This window comes from Chitinophaga rupis (genome assembly GCF_900109685.1).
GTDB classification, from domain to species: domain Bacteria; phylum Bacteroidota; class Bacteroidia; order Chitinophagales; family Chitinophagaceae; genus Chitinophaga; species Chitinophaga rupis.
The window spans coordinates 1,514,230-1,535,760 of the sequence record NZ_FOBB01000001.1 but is presented as its reverse complement, the minus strand read 5'-3'; the positions used below and the strand labels follow the sequence as shown (position 1 = coordinate 1,535,760).

Genomic DNA, 21,531 nt, shown 5'->3' with positions numbered 1-21,531 from the left:
ACGCGATTTTTCCTGCTTTTGGTATTAGTTATATTAAAAATTAAACAAATGTAGGTAAAATGGCTGATAGCTTAATATGGGGTCCATGGTCGATGGTCCATAGTCCATGGTGTTTAGCGCAATGATTCTAGTACAAGTATATGACCTTAAAGATATAACGAAAAATTTGCCCTGCGAAATATGCTATAGACTATTGACCATCGGCCATGGACTTTAAAAACCTACTTCAACCTGTTCCTGGTATCAATACCCCACAACAGCTTATGCCGCAGGGTGTGCAGGAAGTTACTGTCGTCCAGGCGTAACAGGCTGAGGGTGAACGCTTCTTTCTTAACCGCCAGCTGCACGGTATTATCAATGGTTTCCATGCGGCTGTCCAGCGTACATAAAAAAAGATCGCTGCGGCCCTCCACCTCAAAAGAGATCACATTATTATCCGGCACCACTACCGGCCGTACATTCAGGTTATGGGGCGCCACCGGGGTAATTACAAAGCTGCCCGCTTCCGGGAACACTACCGGCCCGCCGCAGCTAAGGGAGTAACCGGTTGATCCTGTGGGGGTAGCCACGATCAATCCATCTGCCCAATACGTGTTCAGGAACTCCCCGTTCAGGTAAGTATGGATCTTTACCATGGCGGAGGTATCTTTTTTATGAATGGTAAAATCATTCAGCGCATAGGGAACATCGCCAAACAGCGGGATATTACAATCCAGGTGCAGCAGTGTTCTTTTATCTACCACGTAAGTGCGCTGCTGCAGGGCTTTTACGGCGGCATGAATTTCTTCCTTACCAATGCTGGCCAAAAATCCCAGCCGGCCAAAGTTGATGCCCAGCACAGGAATGTTCTTATCCCGCACAAAACATACTGTATCCAGCAGGGTACCGTCACCGCCCAGGCTTACCAGGCAGTCAATAGTCATGCTATCCAGGTCACCTGCATGGGCAAACGTTTCCGGCTCGCCGGCAAAAGGTATGTGCGGCTGCAGGCTGCGGTAGAACGGCTCGTACATCACGGGGGTGATCTCCTGCCGCTGCAGCTCATCCAGCAACAACTTTATATTCCCCAGGTCGGCGGTAATAAATCCACGGCTGTAAAGTGCAATTTGCATGTTTGAGATAAGCTGTTGGCTGTTAGCTTTTAGCCATTAGCTAATTGCCCAAAACTAACAGCTTGTTTAACTACATATCAATTTTAGTGTGTAAAAATAGCCCTTTTTGCCCTAACTGGTTTATGCTGTACTCCAAACGTATACAGGTGTCGTAAAAAGAAACAATGTCAAGCCCCATGCCGCAGGTATACAGCATTTTATTGTTTAAAAAACCATTACCCGGAAACTGGCTGTAGGCATAACCTGCATCACCATATGCTTTTAACAGCAGGCGTATAGGTATGGTATTAAACTTTTGCGGGATCCAGGGCAACTTTACATTAAAGCTGTATACTTCCCGGCGCAGGGTTGATTTTACTATAAAAAAGCTGGTGCCATCCACTACATAATATTCCAGGCCACGCAGATAATCTTCCTGGTACCCCATGGCTTTCTGGTTCAGGTAAGGCTGGTCTGCCGGGAACTTAGCCTGCCCTCTTACGCCCAAAGCGCCATAGGTGCGGGGAAACAGCTGCCAGTATTTGGTAACCTTGGCCCTTATTTTCCAGTTATCAACATCATTAAAGGGTGCAAAGCCTAGTTTCTCTATTTCGCCCTGCAGGCTAATGCCTTTAAGCGGATAGATCCAGCTGTCGGCCTGCATATACGTAACACGGTACAGCAGGTCCATATACTGCACGCGCCGCCGGCCTGCTCCCATGTAATTGGGCGAGTAATGGGCCACGGAATCGCTCACTTTTTCAGAGTTATACGTAAGGAACACCTGGTGGCGGGTATTAATGGCACGCCGGTACGAATAGCTGAAGCCAAAGTTGAACATCTCCCTTAAAAATCTATTATTATCCTGCCGGTAAAAGTGCTGCTTGTTATTGCTGGTACTGTCGTTCAGCTCACGGTTACGGCTATAGGCAAATGTGATCCCCAGGCCGTTATGAAAACTCTTATCTACATACGGCAGGCTGTAGGTGAATGCCAGCTGCTGTGTGTATCCTATCTGTACTACGCCTTCCAGGTCGTCATTACGGCCGGTAAGGTTGCTGTGAGAGCCTCTGAGGCCAATGTTCACGCGGTCCAGGCTTTTGCCCTGCTCCACCCACCACTGGTTAAAGTTGCGGTCGGCCAGCTTGAAAATGGGAAAGGCCAGCAGGTACCAGCGCTCCCATACTTCAAATACCAGGTCGGCTGAATTGCCTTCCCAGTTCTTTACATTGGCTATTACGGTAAGGAAAAGGGTGGTGTTCATGAGCTGGCGGCGGCAGCTTTCCAGCGTTTGGGAAAGGTCTTTCAGGCGGATGGTATCACCTGGTACGGTAGTTAGCTCACGTACAATAAAAGGGGTTCTTGTTTTTTTGTTACCGGAAATGATCACATTCCGTACTATGATGTAACTGGTATCTGATACCACTGCCAATGGTGGCGTGGCAGGCTGTTGCGCCCGGCAGGGCAATAGCAGTAGCAGGCAGTATATGCCTAACAGATAACAGAACTTGATCATGCAATGTAAAACTGTAGCGGGGCGCAAGCTACGGGATAATTACGAATTGTCAATTACGAATTACAGAGGTGAATTACGAATTAGTTAATTACGAATTACGAATTGAGTAGAGCGTGGTTGCAGTATCTACGTGTGATGGGAGCTTCAGGAACATTCATCATTACGACATTTATGCTGTTACAATTTGTAACTAACTAAGGTTTTATAACCACCATTGCTTTAATTACGAATTACGAATTAGATATATCGTGGTACAGTATTCAAATTGAATGTAGGTTACAGGCTTCAGACATTACCTTCATTATACGCTATAGATCAGGCATTTAACCCAATTCCACAACATGCAATAGCACGCACTACAAACCAGGCGTTCAACCCAATTCGTAATTCGTAATTGACAATTCGTAATTAATTAAATGCTGATGTAGTTCATGAACAGATCGTAATTCTTCTTGAGCGTATCCTCCTCGTCCTCCGCAGTAATGGTATATTTTACTACGTAATATTTAAAACGCTCAAAGGTAGCTACCAGGGGTTGTAGCTCCTGCCGGTTGGTCTTCAGCAGTACTTCCAGGCGGCCGGTAGCCGGGTTGGTAATGGTGTTTACGCTCAGCAGCGTTACATCATTGGATTCTGCAATGCGGGCAATTTCGCTGAGACTGTAATCGCGGGGCTCTATTTCCAGCGACAGGATGCCGCCCGGTTCCTTTACCCCGTTATATTGGGCCAGTACGGCCAGCAGGTTATCTTTTGTAAGGATGCCTAAATATTCATTTTCTTTGCTGATAACCGGTAACGCACACATCTTCTGATCGTAAAAAACCTTCAGGGCTTCGTAAAAGTGTGCATTTTCCTGAATAGCATGGCGCGGACCATTGTACTCCATGTTCTCCAGCAGCGTCTCAGGATCTTCCAGATCCAGGATATCATCTTCCTCCACCATCGCCAGGTATTTGTTTTCCAGCACCAGCGGCAGCTGTGTCAAATGATATTCATTCATGAGGCGCAACGCCCTGGATCCTGAATCCATTGGATGCAGCACCGGAACCGTTGATATGAGATCTCTCGCCAGCATGATTAATAAGATTTAACGTATGATCAATATAACAAAGAATATTCCAAGTTTCACCAATATACCTTACCGTTAGGTGCGGTACAGCACCATAAAGATACGTTTAATCACAGCGTGGAGTTTGCAGAGGCAGAATAAAATTACGAACGGTTGATTACAAATGACGGATAAGCGGCGTTACAGGATAGCTGATGAATAACGGATAGTGGTTTACTTTTTCAGTTTATCCAGGAACGCGTGTAAGATCTTGTTAAACTCACCCGGTACTTCCATCATGGGCGCATGACCGCACTTATCAATGAAATGTAATTCTGAATTCGGGATCAGTTTGTGAAATTCTTCACCAACCATCGGTGGTGTAATAGTATCATTTTGTCCCCACACCAGCAAGGTCGGTATCTTAAGATCACTCAGCTCCTCCCCCAGGTTATGCCGGATGGCAGATTTAGCCAGGGCAATAATTTTGATCACTTTTAACCGGTTGCCTACAATCTCAAATACTTCATCCACCAGCTCTTTGGTGGCCATAGCCGGATCATAAAAGGTAAGCTCCGTTTTTTTACGGATATACTCATAATCGCCCCGCTTGGGATACGTTTCCCCCATACCGTTCTCAAACAGGCCGGAGCTGCCGGTAAGTGTAAGCGAGCTTACAGGCGCTTCAGGATGTTTTAATAAATATACCAAAGCTACATGTCCGCCCAGGGAGTTGCCCAACAGGTGCACATTCTGGTAGCCCCGCGCTTCAATGAATTTGTGTACATATTTAGCCAGCCCGCTTACCGTGGTTTCAAGGATATTCAGGTCAAACAAAGGCAACATAGGGATCACAACTTTGTTAGACAGCTTGAAATGGTCCAGCAGGTCTCTGAAATTACTCAACGCCCCAAATAATCCATGCAGCATTACCAGCGGTTCACCTTCTCCTTCCTCAATGTAATTAAACTTCCCCTGTGTTTTGATTTCGTAATCCATTGCCAAAGCTTGAAAGTCAATTTTGCGCTAAAATAATTCTTTTTATTAATTCAAATAATCTTTGAAGCGAGTTAGATAGCTCTCATTTCTTTGGCTGCGTTGTCAAAAAAGGACTGCAATCCAGCGAACATATCTTTGAAAATTGGTATTATTTTACCCATGCTGTCTATTACAGCCGGGCCAACGGGTGAAATATAAGGGTATACTGCAGACTGCAGCTTGGTTTCCGGGCTTAGCCAATACAACTGGTTGGCTATCCACAACAGGATACTGTAATTGATAGTAAAGATAAGAATATACAGTAAAATGCCTCCCAGGCGGTTCACCCATCCCAGCAAAGCCAGCTCCACCAGCTTTTGCAGGGCTGTGGCTCCCAGGCGTACCAGCAAAATAACTCCAAGAAACAAGCCAATGAAACAAAGTACAGGCAGCCAGCGCCAATGCACATTCCAGTGCTGCTGGGCATACAATGCCGTAACGGTAGTGAGCTTAAGGGCAGCTGCCAGGCCTATAATGATCGCTATAAAAGAAAATACCGCTACAATTAACCCCCGCGAGTAGCCTTTGTAGATAGCGATCACCATCAGGATGGCGAAAAGGATATCGATTAACATAGAATTTAATAAGCTGTTGGCGCCATAAATTTACCGGTTAGCGAAAACAGATCGCTAACCGGTAAAGACTAACAGCTAAAGCTAACTTATTTACTTAGTAATTCCTTTACAAGGGCGGAAATAGCTTTGCCATCGGCCTGGCCTGCCAGCTGTTTGGTAGCGGTGCCCATTACCTTTCCCATATCGGCCGGTGAGGTGGCACCGGTTTCCGCAATAATACGGATCACCGCTTCACGCAACGCACTCTCATCCAGCTGTTTGGGTAAAAAGCGTTCTATAACGGCCAGCTCCTCTTCTTCTTTTACAGCCAGGTCTTCCCGGTTCTGCTGCCGGAAGATCTCCAAAGAATCTTTTCTTTGTTTGGCCAGCTTTTGCAGCATTTTACTTTCATCAGCTTCCGTTAGCTCCCCGTTACCGCCTTCAGCGGTTTTGGCGATCAGGATAGCGGCTTTAATAGCGCGTAAGGCACGCAGCTCAGCTTCACTTTTAGCCAGCATAGCGGCTTTAATAGCGGAGTTTATATTGAGTTCTAATGACATACTTGTTTTTTTAGAGTCCATGGTCGATGGTCTATAGTCCATGGACTGCTATAATAGCAATTGTTGTGCAAATAATGGCTAATGGATATTAACTGCTAAAATGGCACAATCTGCTATTATACCTGCCTGCCCACCATTTCCCGGCACTCTACACACATCACTCCTCACGCTATATGCCATAGACCATCAACCATGGACTGCCCACTGCAAACTGCCAACTATACAACTACTTCTTCTCTCCTTCCTTCAGCTTATCATCAAACTTCTTCAGAAAATCTTTGGCAAAGTTGCGCAGGTCTTCTGACTGGTCTTTATGCGGGGTGGCGCGATCCCAGGTATCGGCCATCGTCATCATGGTCTGGAAAAAGAAATCAGCCATTTCATCCATCATCATGTCTTTGGTCCACAGATCAATGCGTAGGGCAGTAGCTTCCGCAGCATCCCAAAAAGCCACCATCATGGCTTTAGCTTTATTCATACGGTCAGCGGTGGTATCGGAGGCGGTCCATTCTATTTTTTCCGGTACTTTATTCTCATCCAGCGCTACCTGTATCTGGATGGTAGATGTTTTAGTCATATTATAGTTGTGCTTTTAGCTTTTTAAGAGGGCAAAAATAGGGGATAATATGCAGATGTGCAGATGGTAAGCAGGTGTATGCAGATGAGGGCTCCCCTCAATCCGCTCCGGCCCATTTGCATATCAGCTGAGTGCAGCGCTCAGCAGCGCTTCCGCGCCTGTATCCCAGCTCCCGGGCAGCGGCAATGCGGCCATTTCCTGCAGCTGGCGGCTGCGCTGTACTTCATCTTTATATAACAGGCTTAGCTTCTCTGCCAGGTCGGCCAGGTTTTCCGGGTCTGCGTATAGCAGGGCCTCTTTGCCGGCTTCACGGGCGGCCGGGCTGTCAATGGCTATTACCGGCACCTGGCAGCGCAGGGCGGCATATACCGGCAGGGCAGCGCCTTCCAGCCGGGTGGTATACACCATGGCATAAGCGGCGGCCGTTAAATTGGCCAGGGAAGGCTGGTCCAGGTCAGGCAGCAACACCACATCCTGGCGGAACTTATAGGTTTGCAGGCTGTTAGCTATTTCCTGCCCGGCTGCAGTTACCTTACCTGCCAGCACCAGCTTCATATTGGAGCGCTGCCGGCGTTTGAGCGCTGAAAATGCTTTCAGCAGGGGCATAATATTATTACGCGGATCCAGGGAGCCGGTCACTAAAAAATACTCCGTGCCGCCGGTGTACATTTTTTTAACTACCTCCCGCTGCTCCCAGTCCAGGGGCTGATAGCTTTCATGAATGCCCGCAGGTATCACCTGCACCTTACCGGCTGCGGCCGGGGCATATTGTAATAAAGGCTGCTCCAGGTGGGCGCCCGGCAAAACTATTTTTTTTGCGCTGGCTATATATTTTACTGTTTCTTTTTTGAAGAACCGCTGCCATTGCTGCGGTACGCCGGCTACCGGCTGTAAAAAGGAAAGATCTTTCAGGAACAGCACTGCCGGGATCTTACTGCGCAGGGGCAGCATACCATCCATACCCAGGAACAGATCTACACCCTGTTTTTTAAGCGCACGGGGAAGCTGCCATTGCAGCCACCACTTGCGCAGCCATACAGCCGGGCCTTTCAGCGGTACTATAATGGGCGTAACATTAGCCGGGAAAAGGAAATCCGGCGATACGGGCCGGTCAAAAAAGAAGAGGAAAGTATGTTCCGGGTGCTGCCGGCACATGCGGAACAGCAGCTCTGTGTGCATATTCCCTGTATCGGCAGGTGTATCCTGGCTCACCCCCATTGCGCTTACTCCAATGATCATGGGCGCAAAATTAATGGGAAAAGTGGAGATGTGCAGATATGGTAATAAACGTTTTAACCGGGATTAGAGAGTGCCTGCCATTGCCTTGTACCATAAAACAATGTACTGATGTGCAGAGGCGTACAAGCGGTAACGGGCTAACGGCTCAGGCCTGGTGCAGCCCTGCCATAAAACAAAATGTGCAAATGAAAGGCGCTATCCGCGTTCCTTCATTTGCACATCTGCACATTTATCAATTAGTTATCAGTCGGTCTTGTTCGTGATCCAGAACTCCTTCTTCACAATATTATTCGGATTATCCAGGGAGGTAATGGTAATGGTCACCTTCACTGTGCGGATAGGTTCCAGGCCTTTCAGGTTAATAGTGGTGGTGGCAGCAGTAACCGGGGAAGGAATGGCATCCTGGGGGATCACCTCTCCACCGGGGTCTGTAACTGCATTTACCGTAATGCTTACACCTTTAGTGGGCAGCTTGGAGCTGATGTTCACTGTAAAGGAATAGGTAGCGCCGGGGGAAGCGGTGTAATTACCTTCCGCCACGCCATCCAGCGTAGCTTTCAGTACTTCTTCCTGGGGGCCGGGATCATCGCCGGGAGCTTTTTTCTTTTTGCTGCAGGCTGTAAAAGTGAGCATTAACAAAGCTAGAGCGGCAATAAGATATGATTTAAAAGGCATAGCGGTCTTATTGAAGGTTTGCATAAAATTATATTATTTTATAATACCAAACAAACATTAATCTGTCCACGGACCATCGTCCATAGTCCACGGCCTGGTGCGTATAGCTGGTTTGCGCTGGAAGTTGATAAACTGTGTGTTGCATCTGTCCATAGTCTGCTTAGTTCTCATAGGTGGTTTACGCTAAGAACTAACAATCTGCCTGTTAGCGTACAACCTGTTACGCTGAAGTGGTCAGTTGACTGTGGTCCATAGACCGTGGTCCGTCAGCGAAGTAGGCCATGGACTATGGACCATCGACCATGGACGTTAAGTGGCGCCGCCACTTAACCCCTCACATCCATCGCATCCCGCAAACCATTACCTAACAGGTTAAATGCCAGCACCATCAGCATAATAGCTACCCCCGGGGCCAGGGCCAGCAAAGGGTTATGGGTTATAATAAAATTGTAGTTCTCTTTGATCATCAAGCCCCAGGAGGGTTGCGGAGGCTGCACCCCTACTCCCAGGAAACTCAGGCCGGCCTCCACTACAATAGCCGAGGCAAAATTGCTGGCCGCCACCACCATCACCGGGCCCATAATATTGGGTAAAATATGTTTTATAATAATGCGCAGGTGCCCAAAGCCCAATGCCCGCGCCGCTTCTACAAACTGCAGTTCCCGCAGGCTCATTACCTGCCCGCGTATAATACGCGCCACACCTACCCACATGGTAAGGCCCACGGCTATGAACACCTGCCAGAAACCTTTACCCAAAGCCAGGGTAATGGCAAACACCAGTAACAGCGTGGGTACAGACCAGATCACGTTTATAAGCCACATCACCGCATCATCCACCCAGCCACGGAAATAGCCCGCCACAGCGCCCAGCAGCACGCCCAGGCTCAATGATATTATTACCGCTATACAGCCCACGCCCAGGCTTACCCGCGTGCCTACCAGCAGGCGGCTTAAAATATCCCGCCCAAACCGGTCCGTCCCCAGCCAGTAAGTGTTGGTAACAATGCGTTGTTTTGTTATTTGCTGCTGCAGGGTGGCTAATGGCAGCCCTAAGGGCTGCTGCTGCCCGTACCACACTTTGGCCAGGGAGTAACGTTCAGGCATAGACGTTTCTTCATCCACATACCGCTGCACCACTATATCATTACCTGCAAACTGCCAGCTACGTATAGGCACATAGGTAAGGGCACTCTCCTGCCCGTATAGCAGCCGGCTGAAAAAGCCTGCCCTGGCGGGCGGATGTTCTTTTTGCATAGCCAGCATGGTTACTTTAAACCCGGGGCGCTGCCCGCTTATTTCCAGCACCATATGGCTGGCATAAGGCGTAGGGTCCGGCGCCAAAAAGTAAGCAGTGATGCTGATGAAAATGGCCAGCGCAATAATGCCTAACCCGGCCATAGCACCTCTGTTGCGCTGCAAGCGCTTCCAGGCCTGCCGGCTGAAAGAGGAACGGATGGTTGCTGTTGAATGAATAAATTATAAATTGAAGATCCTGAATGCTCAAAAATAGGCAACAAATAGGTATCATTGCGGGCAAAAGTTTATTCTGTTCCTATGACCACAGCTACACAGTCGTCCTCACCGGTATCACAGTTCTTTACCCGCCTTGGAGATAGTATTGGCCGCTGGCCTACAAAATATATCTTCCTGTTCTTTATGGCACTGGCGGCGGTTATTGCCTGTGTATCATGGGGGCAGTCACAGGATATGGCGCTGCATACCCGCTATAACAACTTCGTTATTTTTAAACACTCCTTCTTTCACCTCATTCACAACCAGGACCTCTATACGTTTTACCAGCCGGAGTATTACGACCTGTATAAATACAGCCCTTCCTTTGCGCTGTGCATGGGTGTTTTTGCCTGGCTGCCGGATCTGCCTGCGCTCATCTTATTTAACGTGGCCAATGCAGTGGTGCTGATCATAGCCGCACGCAAGCTGCCTTTCAGCCAAAAGAACCTGAACATTTTTCTGCTGCTGATCTTAATAGAAACCATGATCTCCTTCACCAGCTCGCAGGTGAATGCGCTCATTACCGGTTTGCTGGTGCTGGCCTGGTACTTCCTGGAAAATGATAAACCCTGGTGGGCCACCCTGTTCATTGTTATCACTTTTTATATCAAGATCTTTGGCATTGTAGGCCTGGCCTTATGCCTGCTGTACCCCTCCCGCTGGAAGTCGGCGCTGGCCACTATTTGCTGGATCATTGTAATAGGTATTATGCCGCTGCTGGTTATTTCCCCCAGCCAGCTGCTGTTCCTGTACAAAAGCTGGGGTACGCTGCTTAGCCATGACCATGGCGCTTCTGTAGGGGTATCCCTGTATGGCTGGTGGCATACCTGGTTTGGCTTTAATATGAACAAACAATGGTTTGTGCTCATAGGCGCGCTGCTTTTCTGCCTGCCCTTACTGCGTGTAAGCAGCTGGGCGCAGCCAGTGTACCGCCTGCATATGCTGGCATCTGTACTGATCTGGGTAGTGATCTTTAACCATAAAGGAGAATCTCCCACCTACGTTATTGCCATGGCAGGCATTGGCATCTGGTACTATACGCAGGCGCCTACACGCACTAACCTGGTATTACTGTTACTGGCGCTGGTATTTACCTCTTTTTCTTCCACAGATCTTATAACGCCCTATAAAGTAGCCCGCACCTGGGTAGAGCCATATGCGGTAAAAGCCGTATTCTGCTCCATTATCTGGTTCAAGCTCATTTGGGACCTCACTTTTAGAGCGCAAAGCATAAAGCCGAAAGCATAAAGCCAAATGCAGCGTAAATCTCCCAAGCTTTATGCTTTATGCTTTTTGCTTTTTGCTCAAAAAATTTTATCTTGTAGCCTTAACCCAATACCCCCCTTTCATACGAGTCATGAAAGGCTGCAATTTAAAACCATATTTGTTTCATGTCCTTACACACCGTAACCTCAGTAACGATCGGAGATCATGTGTTTGCCACCTTCAAATCATTGAAGATAGATCAGTTCATTAATGATCATCATCAGGTTGAATTGCTCATCAGCTACGACTGGTTCAGCAGCATTGGTAAAGACCTTTTCACAGCAGGCAAAGAGTTCCTGGGAAAGGAGATCAGCATTTCCATCAGCTCCGTATCCCTCACCAGCCAGCATAAGCCGGTGATCTTTAACGGGATTATTACCAGTGTACATGCCGGTAAAGAACGCGACGGCACCCACGGATTTTGTGTAATAAAAGGCAGCAGCCCCACCGTGCTGCTTGAAAATGATCCGCACATCACCGCCTTTGGCCCGCAGCCGTTAGCAGAGATTATAACGTCAACGCTTAAACTGGCGGAGCCTTATTTCAATAAAGCCAGTGTGAACCCGGAGGAAAAAGATCTGTTAAAGTATACGGTGCAGTATAAAGAAACCTCCTACGAATTTATACGCCGGCTGGCCCAAAGGCATGGTGAATGGTTCTTTTATGACGGCCAGCAGATCGTTTTCGGCCGTTACCAGCCGCAAAAAACTGCGCTCACCCATCTGACAGACCTTATTGATTTTGACCTGGCATTGAATGTATTGCCGAATAATATACAGCTGAACGGCTTTGACTATCGCCAGGATGCTGTTTCCCGCAACAGCACTACCACACAGCCGGATGCAGGCATCAATAATTACTCGAAGCATGCGCACGATATCAGCCGCAAGCTGTACCGCAAAACTTCGCTGTATAAAATGAACCAGCCTTTTACCAGCAATGCCCGGCAGCAGGTGGATAAGCAGACCGCTATTCAGCATAAAGGTCGCTTAGCCCGTATGGTTACCGTTAGCGGCACCAGCCGGCATACCGCCCTTAAGATCGGGGATATTGTAAGCATAGGCGAACAGTTCCCGGATACTACAGACCATGGCGAGTTTGTAGTTACCCGCCTTTCACATACCTGCACCAGCAACGGCGAATACCAGAACACATTTGAAGGCATACCGGCAGATGTAGCCATGCCGGAAGTGAACGTGGACCTGCACCCCTTGTGCGAGCCGCAAAGCGCCATAGTCACTGATAATAATGATCCCCGTGGGCTGGGCCGCGTAAAAGTGGCCTTCCGCTGGCAGGATCAGGGCTCCACACCCTGGCTGCGCGTAGTAGCCCCGCATGGCGGCGGCAAAAAGGGCTTTTATTTTGTACCGGAAGTTGGCGAAGAGGTTTGGGTGGATTTTGAAGGCGGCAATCCCGAAGCCCCCATTGTGCTGGGCACTACCTATAACGGCACTGCCAGCGCAGATATGGGCGATAGCCGCAATAACGTAAAAGCCATCCGCACCCGTAGCGGCCATACCGTAGAATTTAATGATGCCGGCGAAGGCACACACCTGATCATCCGCGATCCCGGAGGCAATGAAATTTTCCTGGATACTGCCGGCAGGAATATTACAGTAACCGCCCCGGAAACCATGACCTTCCAGGCCCGCAACATGAACATTAATGTGGCGCAGCATATGGAGCTGAACGTGGGGCTGAATACGCAAATGAACACCGGGCAGCAATTCCTGCTGAATGCAGGACAGCAGCTGCTCATGACCGCCCCCTTCCTGCAGCAGCTGGCAGCCGCGTTCATGCATCTGCAATCCGCCAAAACGCTCATTAACTCCGGCAATGAAATAAAGATAGAATCACCGCAGCTGTTTGCCGCCGGCGCCCAGCAGCTTATGCTGCACAGTGATGAAAAGATCACCGCCAACAGTAAAGGCACCCTGCACCTGAAAGGCGCAGAAGGGAATAAACACAGCAACAAGGCCGATGCCTATGAAGCCGTAAAACCGGTTATAGACGCCAAATGTATCGTGAACTTCCGGCCTAAGAAAAGCTGGCAGGGTGAGGACTATGGCTTTGACTGGATGCGCAATACCGATACCGGCAAACCAGGCGATATTCTTTATGAAACCGCCATGGGTAAATATTACCTGGATGCCGCCTTTACCAACATAAACCGCGATATTAACTCAGATACCCCCTACCAGAAAAAGGATGACGCCATGTACGGCCGGCTGAAGGCCAAATACCATGTACACAGCATTCCCTGGAAAACGCATAAGGATAAAGCCGGCAAAGATGTGCCGGACGATTACTTTGTTGCCTGGTTAAGCCTGTATCCCAACAAAATAAAAAAGAACAAGGCCGTATTAAGCCTGGAAATAGAAATAGAAGAAGAGCCGGAACACCTGAAGTTTGCAGATCATCCCAACTTCACCATCACACCAAAAGAGATCACTCCGAAAACAAAAGGAAAACATAAGCTGGCCGATTTTGTTACCATAGAGTGTACCAAAGAGTTTAATACCGATCAGACCATAAAGGTGCTGGCCGTTACCAAGGGCCCGGATGGTAAGGAAACAACTGCCGTTGCCGGTAAGCTGATGGTTTGGGCCAATGATGCCACCAAACGTAAAAAGAAAAAGATCCTGCTGGTGGAAGTAACCGGCGGCCCCGGTGCAGGCAGCGCCAGCGGACAGGAAGCCCTGTTCCGCCACTCCCTGAACCAGGCCTATATTGATCCCCATGTGGAAACTATGAAGCTGGACCTTAGCAGGGATACTGTATTTAACACCAACTATGTAAGTGGCGCGGATATTGTTTCCTCTGATGATAGTAAACCTGCTGTAACCGACATCGCAAACTATATGACCACTGCATTGAAAAAAATACCGGGTGTAGGCGCCAAATACGATTCGTATTTTAAAGCCTTTTACCTGGGTGGCAATGGCGGTGTTATGGATGCTTCCGGCAGCCTGATACGGCTAAACGGTTATTCAATGGGCGATAAGGTGGTGCTGTTCAAAAGCGCCATCAGCTCCACACCCGCGCATGAATTCCTGCACTCGCTAAAGCTGCCGCATACCTTTACCAATGCAGAAGCCGACCCGAATGCATTATTCACCTACGAATCTAAAAAAACAGATAACCTGATGGATTATTCCCACTGGAATAATATTAACAGGTATACCCTGTGGTACTGGCAGTGGAAAATTGCCAATGCCCATGCGGATAAAGTATAAAACCATACATATGCTGCTGAAACCAATTTTAATAGCAACTTTCTTTATTTACGGAGCCACTGCCTGCCAGTCGCAAACCCATCAAACGTCCCAGCAAACAGCTGCAAAAAATAATGATATGCAAACAACAAAAAACTCTATCGACGATAAATTTGAAAAACTGGATATAGCAGAATTACAGGCAAAAGGCAGCAAAAGCGAAGGCGGTGTTGCCAAAGCAGATGGTAACATGGTAGCAGCTACCAGCTACGACCTTACAACAACCGGGGATGATGGCGCTATCATTACCATTTCAGGCAATAACGTAAACGGGTATACCAAAAAAGAAACATCGCCCGATAGTTATTTTGAAGTGAATAAAGAATACTATCCCGATGGTAATATAAAGTCCAAAGGCCTTAAATTCATTAACGGCGGTTTTAATAAAGGCACCTGGTATTTCTTTGATGAGAAAGGTACCTTAACAAAGTCCACCAACTTTGATGCGCCGTATAAATTCACCCTGGAAAATGTAATGCAGTTCCTGCAGTCAGAACATATTCCCCTGGCAAAAGGCCCGGCAAAACCCGACCAGGGCATGGTAACCACCATCTGGAGAAATGAAGGCGCGCAAGGCCCCATCTGGAAGATCCAGTGGTTAAAGGACAAAACCAAAATGCCGAACACCGTTGAGGAAATTGTGCTGGACGGCAATACCGGGAAAGTGACCAAAAGAGTAGATCAAAAATATAACAACAGCTGATTTATGCCGGATATTATCACAGAAGGCGCCCTGCTTTTATGCAATAAAGGTGCGGCGCCTTCACAGCTAAAAGTAACCAGCCAGCAATTTTCCACTTATGACGATAAGCTGATAGCCACGGAAAAAGATGCTGCGCCGGAATCAAACATTCCCTCATTTGGCGTTTGTATGGTAACCCGTTCAAAGTGTACACCTGCCACCATGAAATGGGACGCCCCTGCAGACCTGGAAGATGTAGAAGGAAGTAAAGTACTTTTGAAATCCAGCACCTGTAAATGCGCCATTGGCGGCACCATCAGCATTAAGGACAAAGGCCACGGCGCCCAGGGGGAACATAATTAATAATTAAGAATGAATAATTAATAAAATACTGCGCCCAGTAAGATCCTTATTAACAATAAAGCACCACAGTTGGTGAAGCCCTGTTAATACAAATGCACCACATCTGCCGGCTTATGGCAATACCTCGTTAATTAAATGATTGCCTGTATTCCAGCGGACTCATTTCAACTTTACTTTTAAATAATTTTGAAAAGCTCTGCGAATGTTTAAAGCCTAATTCGTAGGCAATTTCACTCACAGTGAGATCTGTGGCAGATAGTTTCTCTTTGGCTTTTTCTATCAATTTATTGTGGATGTGATTTAGTGTACTTTGCCCGGTGAGGCTTACTAATAGATCGGATAGGTATTTGCTGGACAGGTTAAGCTTTTCTGCAAAAAAACTTACTGATGGCAAACCTTCTATATGATTTCCATCATCGAAATACGCATCCAATAGTCTGTCAAACTTTTCCAGTAAATCGCTGTTAGGGGATTGTCTGGTAATAAACTGCCTGTGATAAAATCTGTTACATAAAATAAGCAACAGGTCAATTTGGGAGATCAGCACCTCTTTACTAAAACCATCTATTGGCCGGTGATATTCGGATTGTATGCTGCTGAATAAATGCTCAATTTCCGTTTCTTCTTCTTCAGAGAGTATCAGAGCTTCGTTCACGGCATAATGGAAATAGTCATAAGATTTGATCCTGACAGCTAATGGACTGTTTTTGAAAAAATCAGGGTGAATGAGCAATATCCATCCCTCTTTGGGAGCTATAAAATTTGAATCAATACCTGAAACCTGCCGGGGCGCCATAAAGCCCATCAGACCTTCGTCAAAATCGTAGCTGGTTTGTCCGTAGGTAGCTTTACACTCGTAATTCCTTTTTAGCGTAATGGTATAAAACCCAAGCGTGAACCTTATTTTTTCCTGCGTATGATAGAGTGGCAGATCTTCAAAACGGTGAATGCTCACCAATGGATGTTTTAGCGCAGGGTAACCTAAAACCTTGTGATGCGCTTGTATGGTTTCAATATGATGGACTACAGAGGTCATTCCCGAAGATAAATTTATTTGATAATTATTGGGGGATTAAACTCATTTGTTTCTGCTTTTGCTTCGCAAATATCCGGGCGATAGTACGCAGCGGGAACAAGCCTGAAAGTGCTACCATTCCCCGATTTTTACTTCCTGATACATGAAATGCCTTTTTCTTGTCAAAGGCCATTGATAATTCCCCGGCTACCTGGTTGGGGGTTTGAGCATTTGCTCCACTGGTAAGCGCTTTACCCCAATCATTATTATTGGCTGGTGTGTTCATGAAATTTGATGTGGTAAGGCCCGGACAAAAAAACATTACATGAACATTGTAAAGCTTACATTCTTCTGCAAGTGAATAGCTGAATATTTTTACGAAATGTTTAGAGGCGGCATATACACTCATATAAGGACTTGCAACAAAAGCTATTATGGAGCCTATATTAATGATCGTGCCGGTGTTCCTTTGCTTCATGTCTTGTAAAAATAAATGTGTAAGCGCCGTTAATGAAGCACAGTTGATTTGAATAATATCAAGTTCTGTCTTCAAATTATTCCCGGAAAATTCACCACTTGAGCCTACTCCTGCATTGTTAATCAGCACATCAATCCGCAAGTTCCTTTTTTTGCATTCTTCATAAATATGAATGGGGGCATTTGCCTGACTAAGATCTGCCACAATGAACGCGGCCTTGATTCCCTGGCTCTTTGTAAGGTCGTTGCAAAGTTGTTGTAATTTGCTTTCATTTCTTGCTACCAGGACCAGGTTATGCTTTTTTGTGGCAAATTTTCTGGCAGCCGCTTCACCGATGCCATCACTGGCGCCTGTTATTAATGTATAATCCATTTTATCCTTTTTAAATTATAATGCAAAGGTCAAAAGGATATCTTGATCATATGTAGCCAAAAGGCGGAAAATTGGGTGAGAAATGCGGCAGTATGAACTAACTAAAGGAAGCTCTAAACCCCAAAGGGCTTTGGTTGGTTTTACTCTTAAACAATTTTGAAAAACTCTGAGAATGCTCAAATCCTAATTCATATGCAATTTCACTCACGGTAAGATTGGTAGTAGATAGTTTTTCCTTCGCCTTTTCTATAAGCTTACTATGAATATGCTGTTGCGTATTTTGCCCGGTTAAGGTTTTTAAAAGTGTGCCTAAATAATTCGTTGATACATTTAATGAATTGGCTATCTCGTGAGCAGTTGGCAATCCTTTTTCGAATAAATTATCGTCATTGTACCAGTCAGTTAAAACACGTTCTAATTTTTCCAATACCTGGTGGCTGCTTTTTTTCCGGGTTATAAACTGCCTTTGATAAAACCTTTCACAGTAGTTAAGTAATAACTCTATTTGAGCCACTATTATATTTTGGCTAAACTTATCGATATTGGAGTGATATTCTCTCTGTATATTCTTCAATATATCCTCAATGATCGTTTCTTCCTTATCAGACATGAAAAGCGCTTCATTAACAGCATATCCAAAGAAATCATATTGCTTCAGGGATTTACTTAAAGAGGTTCCCCAGATGAAATCCGGATGTATCAGCAGCAGATACCCAGATGGTTTTGGGGTAATTTTCTCCACTGTCAGATGTACCACCTGGCCACATGATACAAAAGACATTAATCCTTCATCAAAGTCATATTGCTGCTGCCCATATCTGAATTTTCCCTGAATGTTCCGTTTTAAACCGATCGTATAAAAATTTTGTATCCAGCTGATCTCCTTTTCATCTGTCTGGTAGTCTACCAAACCATAATCAACCAGGCTAAGCAAAGGATGCTCTGGTTTGGGTAAGCCGCTCATTTTATGAAACTGACTGATGGTATTGAATGTATGTATTTTGCTATTTGCCATGGTTTTATTCTTGGCTTGTTGTGTTGATAATAAATTTAATAAAACTTCTTGTGAGATTAACAGTAATGTACAGTATTATAAATACTGGCAATTAAACTCCAGTCAGGAAAACAATACTCCTGACTGGAGCTTGCATTAATCTTCAGGGGAGTATTAAATGCTAAAAATTAGTTGCATTACTTAGTTCTTCATTTTCTGTCAATGATGTCTGCAGGATGCCAATTTTGGTCTTTGCCATACCTACAGCGTCAGAACCCATAAAGAAGTGTAAAGGCGGGTTCTTGCTTTCAGCAAGTTTAATGAAAGCCAGCGCTGCTTTTTCAGGGTCACCGGGTTGGTTGCCGATGATTTGAGTATCATGCATTACTTCCAGATCTCTTGCTTCCTTATAATCCGCTATTGGATTATTGGCAAGTTTCAAAGAACCCTGAAGCAGGAAATTAGTTTTAAAATACCCTGGGTAAACTATGGTAGATCTTATACCCATTGAAGCTGTTTCAGCAGATAATGCTTCAGTTAATCCAGCCACTGCAAATTTTGTGGCATTATAGATACCCCATCCCGGAAAAGCTCCTAAAAAGCCGGCAATAGATGAAATATTGATGATGTGGCCTGCTTTTTTACTGCGAAAATGAGGCATCACATTTCTGATAACATTAAGCGCACCAAAAACATTGGCATCGAAATTTTCACGGGCTTCTTTATCTGTGAGCTCTTCAATTGTACCAAGCTGACCGTATCCGGCATTGTTTACCACAACATCAATGGTTCCGAATGTTTTGATAACATCCTTAATTGCATTGCCAACGCTTGAATTGTCACCAATATCCACCTGCAAAGGCAGGAAATTTGATGTATTGTCTCCAACTGCATTTTGCAGCTGCTTTACATCTCTTGAAGTTGCAGCTACCTGGTAGCCTTCAGCCAGCAATCTTTTTACGAGGGTTAAGCCTAATCCCTTTGAGGCTCCGGTTATAAACCATACTTTGTTTGTCATAATTTTAATTTTTAATTACAACACAAATTTCCGTACTGGTTAAAAGACGGTTGTAGCCAAAAAAAGGGGCCTTGTAGCTAAATCGTTGTTTATTAAAAAAGGCGTATTTCAGCTGAAAAAGACGGCTGGCTAAGCGAGGCCACACGCCAATGAAACTAAATCCGCTTCATCGGATGCAAATAGTGCACACCTTTTCCGCCTCGCGGTTTGTAGCAAAGTACCTTGCTACTTCGGAAAGCCCGGCCCGAAGAGGAACGTTCAACGGATATTAGAATTCAAGAAGAGATAAGACTATGGAAGGAATATGTACCAGGAATAGCTTTGAGTATGCCTACTGAAACAGGTAAGACCGGACTATATCAAATAAGGCTTACAGAACGGTGATAAAACGCAATCCCTTAATTATTCATTTTTAATTATTAATTAACGCGGCGGCCTTTCCACTGATAGCTTCCAAATTTACCCAGCCAGCCCGCAATTACAATATAGGGAATGTGAAAGAGCTGGCCGGGAATTACCCATACCAGCAACATAGTTTTGTGAAAGAAACGGGCTACGGGTATCATAAAATACAGCTCCACAGTGATCTTAAACAACAGGCATATCAGGAACCAATTACGCCACTCCGGATAAAAAACAGCCACAGGCCCCATCAGCAGCAGGGCTGCATTCCAGAAATAAACAATGGCCAGCATCCAGGTCAGGCGCTTGTCTTCATACTTATCGGCCTTGGACGACCAGCGGATGCGCTGGTGCATAAAGCCCTTTAAAGTATCTACCGGCAGCGTACGCACTATAGCTTCCTCATTCTTCAGATAGCCAATACCGTTAGGGTATTTTTTATAGATCTTGTACATCAGCAGCATATCATCGCCGGAGGCTATGGTATCAATACCGCTAAAACCGCCCACTTCATGGAACACCGCTTTTTCATAGACCAGGTTAGCCCCGTTGCACATAGTGCCTATTTTAAGCTGTGCCACCGAACCGGTAATGCCCTGCATATTCATGAAATCCAGCGATTGCAGGATCTTGAAAAAATTATACTCTTTATAAAAGCTTACCGGGGCAGCAATAAATTTAAAGGAGTGTGTTTCATAGAACTGCACCAGCACTTCGATCCAGCGGGGACCCATAATGCAATCCGCATCCGTAGTCACTATCAGGTCGCCGGTAGCCTGGCCTATAGCCAGTTCAATGGCTTTCTTTTTATAGGAGTTTAAGCGCTGTGTAAGATCCAGGTGATCGCTCATGCGCAGCAGCTGCACATTGGATGCAGGAAAGCTGCTCACTACCTGCGCCGTGTTATCGGTTGAAAAATCATCTATCACTATTATTTGCAGCAGGGCCGCTGCATAGGTTTGCTGCTGCAGGGCTTCTAACAGGGGAGGCAGGTTCTGCTCCTCATCCCGCGCAGGAATGATCACGGTTACGCGGGTACTGCCGCTAACCGGTTTGGACGGAATAAAGGACGCCAGCTGTTTCCAGCCCAGGCCATACCACAATAGCAGCAGGCAATAGGCTACCCCTAACAACAATACTATAATCAGAAAAATATTCATATCACTTTCACCTCCGGGAGGGCGGTCAAAAGTATATCTTTCTCGCTAAAAATAGAGCCCCCTGCTCTGCAAAGCACCGAAAAGGACCGGTCAGTAATGCTTTGCATGCACAGGGGGCTATCAATCAGCTTAGATTACCATTTAGGTTTACGGTCATTGCCATAACCGCCACCCTTGGGCCTGTCCTCAAAATGCAGGTGAGGCCCGGTAACGTTGCCGGTGGCGCCAACTTCTCCCAGCTTCTGACCTGCTGCTACTTTATCCCCTGCTTTTACAGAACGCACGGAAAGATGGCAATAAATATAGTCACGACCGGTAGCCGTGCGCAGGCCTATCCAGTTGCCATAGGAGCCGCCATTGCTGTTGGACCATGCAATAGTGCCGGCCAGTACGGCCACCACTTTTTTGCCTTTGGGCGCTGCATAATCATCGCCGGTGTGGTAGCCAGCCGCGTACCTTGGATTTTTTATTCCATACGCATACGTTACTACGTAACCGGGTACTGGTGAGGCAACGCGGGCAAGCGTTGAAACTTCATCTACCGCCAATTTTTGGGAAGCTTCCGTTGGGGCCTGTTTTTCAATCGGTGCCGGCTTTGAATGAGTTGCTACAATTTCACTTTTTTTACAGGCTGCTACAGTCAGCATAAGGGATAGGATCCCTATCGCGGTCGCGGTCTTTGTGTACATAGGTT

20 protein-coding genes are annotated in these 21,531 nt (G+C 46.4%); 4 read left to right on the top strand and 16 right to left on the bottom strand.

Annotated elements, in window-relative coordinates; genetic code table 11:
• Nucleotides 1-221: 221 nt before the first annotated feature.
• The 10 genes from BMZ54_RS06215 to BMZ54_RS06170 form a co-directional block, all read right to left on the bottom strand.
• A complete protein-coding gene (locus BMZ54_RS06215) occupies nt 222-1,112 on the bottom strand; it encodes an NAD kinase (protein ID WP_089907534.1) in 891 nt (296 codons plus the stop codon).
• Nucleotides 1,113-1,182: 70 nt separating this feature from the next.
• On the bottom strand, nt 1,183-2,607 hold the full coding sequence (locus tag BMZ54_RS06210) for a BamA/TamA family outer membrane protein (RefSeq protein WP_089907531.1): 1,425 nt from the start codon (nt 2,605-2,607) through the stop codon (nt 1,183-1,185).
• 412 nt (nt 2,608-3,019) lie between these two features.
• Nucleotides 3,020-3,682, bottom strand: a complete 663-nt coding sequence (locus BMZ54_RS06205) for a CBS domain-containing protein (protein ID WP_089907528.1) — start codon at nt 3,680-3,682, stop codon at nt 3,020-3,022.
• 207 nt (nt 3,683-3,889) lie between these two features.
• Complete coding sequence (locus tag BMZ54_RS06200; RefSeq protein ID WP_089907525.1) at nt 3,890-4,654, bottom strand: alpha/beta fold hydrolase; 765 nt, start codon at nt 4,652-4,654, stop codon at nt 3,890-3,892.
• 71 nt (nt 4,655-4,725) lie between these two features.
• Nucleotides 4,726-5,268: a CvpA family protein gene (locus tag BMZ54_RS06195; protein WP_089907522.1), complete on the bottom strand. Its 543-nt coding sequence runs from the start codon at nt 5,266-5,268 to the stop codon at nt 4,726-4,728.
• Nucleotides 5,269-5,354: 86 nt separating this feature from the next.
• Entirely contained in the window at nt 5,355-5,807 is a 453-nt protein-coding gene (locus tag BMZ54_RS06190; protein WP_089907519.1) for a GatB/YqeY domain-containing protein, read from the bottom strand.
• Between the two features lie 226 nt (nt 5,808-6,033).
• Nucleotides 6,034-6,384: a gliding motility protein GldC gene (gene gldC / locus BMZ54_RS06185; RefSeq protein ID WP_089907515.1), complete on the bottom strand. Its 351-nt coding sequence runs from the start codon at nt 6,382-6,384 to the stop codon at nt 6,034-6,036.
• A 123-nt stretch (nt 6,385-6,507) separates the two neighbouring features.
• Nucleotides 6,508-7,623 (bottom strand): glycosyltransferase, encoded by a 1,116-nt coding sequence (locus tag BMZ54_RS06180; protein WP_089907512.1) that lies wholly within the window; start codon nt 7,621-7,623, stop codon nt 6,508-6,510.
• A gap of 243 nt (nt 7,624-7,866) precedes the next feature.
• Nucleotides 7,867-8,322 (bottom strand): hypothetical protein, encoded by a 456-nt coding sequence (locus BMZ54_RS06175; protein WP_143080923.1) that lies wholly within the window; start codon nt 8,320-8,322, stop codon nt 7,867-7,869.
• Nucleotides 8,323-8,624: 302 nt separating this feature from the next.
• Complete coding sequence (locus BMZ54_RS06170; RefSeq protein ID WP_089907507.1) at nt 8,625-9,755, bottom strand: ABC transporter permease; 1,131 nt, start codon at nt 9,753-9,755, stop codon at nt 8,625-8,627.
• Nucleotides 9,756-9,854: 99 nt separating this feature from the next.
• Between BMZ54_RS06170 and BMZ54_RS06165 the strand changes: the two genes are divergently transcribed.
• From BMZ54_RS06165 to BMZ54_RS06150, 4 genes are all read left to right on the top strand, one after another.
• The gene (locus tag BMZ54_RS06165; protein ID WP_089907503.1) at nt 9,855-11,060 is read left to right on the top strand and encodes a glycosyltransferase family 87 protein; all 1,206 of its coding nucleotides are present in this window, start codon (nt 9,855-9,857) and stop codon (nt 11,058-11,060) included.
• A gap of 143 nt (nt 11,061-11,203) precedes the next feature.
• The gene (locus BMZ54_RS06160; RefSeq protein WP_089907500.1) at nt 11,204-14,314 is read left to right on the top strand and encodes a phage baseplate assembly protein V; all 3,111 of its coding nucleotides are present in this window, start codon (nt 11,204-11,206) and stop codon (nt 14,312-14,314) included.
• Nucleotides 14,315-14,432: 118 nt separating this feature from the next.
• On the top strand, nt 14,433-15,056 hold the full coding sequence (locus BMZ54_RS06155) for a hypothetical protein (RefSeq protein ID WP_143080922.1): 624 nt from the start codon (nt 14,433-14,435) through the stop codon (nt 15,054-15,056).
• 3 nt (nt 15,057-15,059) lie between these two features.
• Complete coding sequence (locus BMZ54_RS06150; protein ID WP_089907492.1) at nt 15,060-15,398, top strand: DUF4280 domain-containing protein; 339 nt, start codon at nt 15,060-15,062, stop codon at nt 15,396-15,398.
• 127 nt (nt 15,399-15,525) lie between these two features.
• On the opposite strand, the gene BMZ54_RS06145 is transcribed toward BMZ54_RS06150, so the two are convergent.
• The 6 genes from BMZ54_RS06145 to BMZ54_RS06120 all read right to left on the bottom strand — a co-directional run bounded on the left by BMZ54_RS06145 (nt 15,526) and on the right by BMZ54_RS06120 (nt 21,526).
• Nucleotides 15,526-16,434 (bottom strand): helix-turn-helix domain-containing protein, encoded by a 909-nt coding sequence (locus tag BMZ54_RS06145; RefSeq protein WP_089907490.1) that lies wholly within the window; start codon nt 16,432-16,434, stop codon nt 15,526-15,528.
• A gap of 25 nt (nt 16,435-16,459) precedes the next feature.
• Nucleotides 16,460-17,263 carry an SDR family NAD(P)-dependent oxidoreductase gene (locus BMZ54_RS06140; RefSeq protein ID WP_089907487.1) on the bottom strand — a complete coding sequence of 268 codons (804 nt, stop codon included), beginning with the start codon at nt 17,261-17,263 and terminating at the stop codon, nt 16,460-16,462.
• Nucleotides 17,264-17,360: 97 nt separating this feature from the next.
• Complete coding sequence (locus BMZ54_RS06135; RefSeq protein ID WP_089907485.1) at nt 17,361-18,278, bottom strand: helix-turn-helix domain-containing protein; 918 nt, start codon at nt 18,276-18,278, stop codon at nt 17,361-17,363.
• A 160-nt stretch (nt 18,279-18,438) separates the two neighbouring features.
• Entirely contained in the window at nt 18,439-19,275 is an 837-nt protein-coding gene (locus BMZ54_RS06130) for an SDR family NAD(P)-dependent oxidoreductase (RefSeq protein ID WP_202909145.1), read from the bottom strand.
• A gap of 419 nt (nt 19,276-19,694) precedes the next feature.
• Nucleotides 19,695-20,837 (bottom strand): glycosyltransferase, encoded by a 1,143-nt coding sequence (locus tag BMZ54_RS06125; protein ID WP_089907481.1) that lies wholly within the window; start codon nt 20,835-20,837, stop codon nt 19,695-19,697.
• A gap of 134 nt (nt 20,838-20,971) precedes the next feature.
• On the bottom strand, nt 20,972-21,526 hold the full coding sequence (locus tag BMZ54_RS06120; RefSeq protein ID WP_089907479.1) for a M23 family metallopeptidase: 555 nt from the start codon (nt 21,524-21,526) through the stop codon (nt 20,972-20,974).
• Nucleotides 21,527-21,531: the final 5 nt, after the last annotated feature.

Bases quoted from the DNA above. Each gene is read 5' to 3' on its own strand.
- BMZ54_RS06190 (WP_089907519.1), bottom strand. From the start codon at position 5,807: ATGTCATTAGAACTCAATATAAACTCCGCTATTAAAGCCGCTATGCTG.
- BMZ54_RS06165 (WP_089907503.1), top strand. From the start codon at position 9,855: ATGACCACAGCTACACAGTCGTCCTCACCGGTATCACAGTTCTTTACC.
- BMZ54_RS06135 (WP_089907485.1), bottom strand. From the start codon at position 18,278: ATGGCAAATAGCAAAATACATACATTCAATACCATCAGTCAGTTTCAT.
- BMZ54_RS06145 (WP_089907490.1), bottom strand. From the start codon at position 16,434: ATGACCTCTGTAGTCCATCATATTGAAACCATACAAGCGCATCACAAG.
- BMZ54_RS06140 (WP_089907487.1), bottom strand. From the start codon at position 17,263: ATGGATTATACATTAATAACAGGCGCCAGTGATGGCATCGGTGAAGCG.
- BMZ54_RS06160 (WP_089907500.1), top strand. From the start codon at position 11,204: ATGTCCTTACACACCGTAACCTCAGTAACGATCGGAGATCATGTGTTT.
- gldC (WP_089907515.1), bottom strand. From the start codon at position 6,384: ATGACTAAAACATCTACCATCCAGATACAGGTAGCGCTGGATGAGAAT.
- BMZ54_RS06155 (WP_143080922.1), top strand. From the start codon at position 14,433: ATGCAAACAACAAAAAACTCTATCGACGATAAATTTGAAAAACTGGAT.
- BMZ54_RS06150 (WP_089907492.1), top strand. From the start codon at position 15,060: ATGCCGGATATTATCACAGAAGGCGCCCTGCTTTTATGCAATAAAGGT.
- BMZ54_RS06200 (WP_089907525.1), bottom strand. From the start codon at position 4,654: ATGGATTACGAAATCAAAACACAGGGGAAGTTTAATTACATTGAGGAA.
- BMZ54_RS06205 (WP_089907528.1), bottom strand. From the start codon at position 3,682: ATGCTGGCGAGAGATCTCATATCAACGGTTCCGGTGCTGCATCCAATG.
- BMZ54_RS06175 (WP_143080923.1), bottom strand. From the start codon at position 8,322: ATGCAAACCTTCAATAAGACCGCTATGCCTTTTAAATCATATCTTATT.
- BMZ54_RS06130 (WP_202909145.1), bottom strand. From the start codon at position 19,275: ATGACAAACAAAGTATGGTTTATAACCGGAGCCTCAAAGGGATTAGGC.
- BMZ54_RS06120 (WP_089907479.1), bottom strand. From the start codon at position 21,526: ATGTACACAAAGACCGCGACCGCGATAGGGATCCTATCCCTTATGCTG.
- BMZ54_RS06215 (WP_089907534.1), bottom strand. From the start codon at position 1,112: ATGCAAATTGCACTTTACAGCCGTGGATTTATTACCGCCGACCTGGGG.
- BMZ54_RS06180 (WP_089907512.1), bottom strand. From the start codon at position 7,623: ATGATCATTGGAGTAAGCGCAATGGGGGTGAGCCAGGATACACCTGCC.
- BMZ54_RS06195 (WP_089907522.1), bottom strand. From the start codon at position 5,268: ATGTTAATCGATATCCTTTTCGCCATCCTGATGGTGATCGCTATCTAC.
- BMZ54_RS06210 (WP_089907531.1), bottom strand. From the start codon at position 2,607: ATGATCAAGTTCTGTTATCTGTTAGGCATATACTGCCTGCTACTGCTA.
- BMZ54_RS06125 (WP_089907481.1), bottom strand. From the start codon at position 20,837: ATGAATATTTTTCTGATTATAGTATTGTTGTTAGGGGTAGCCTATTGC.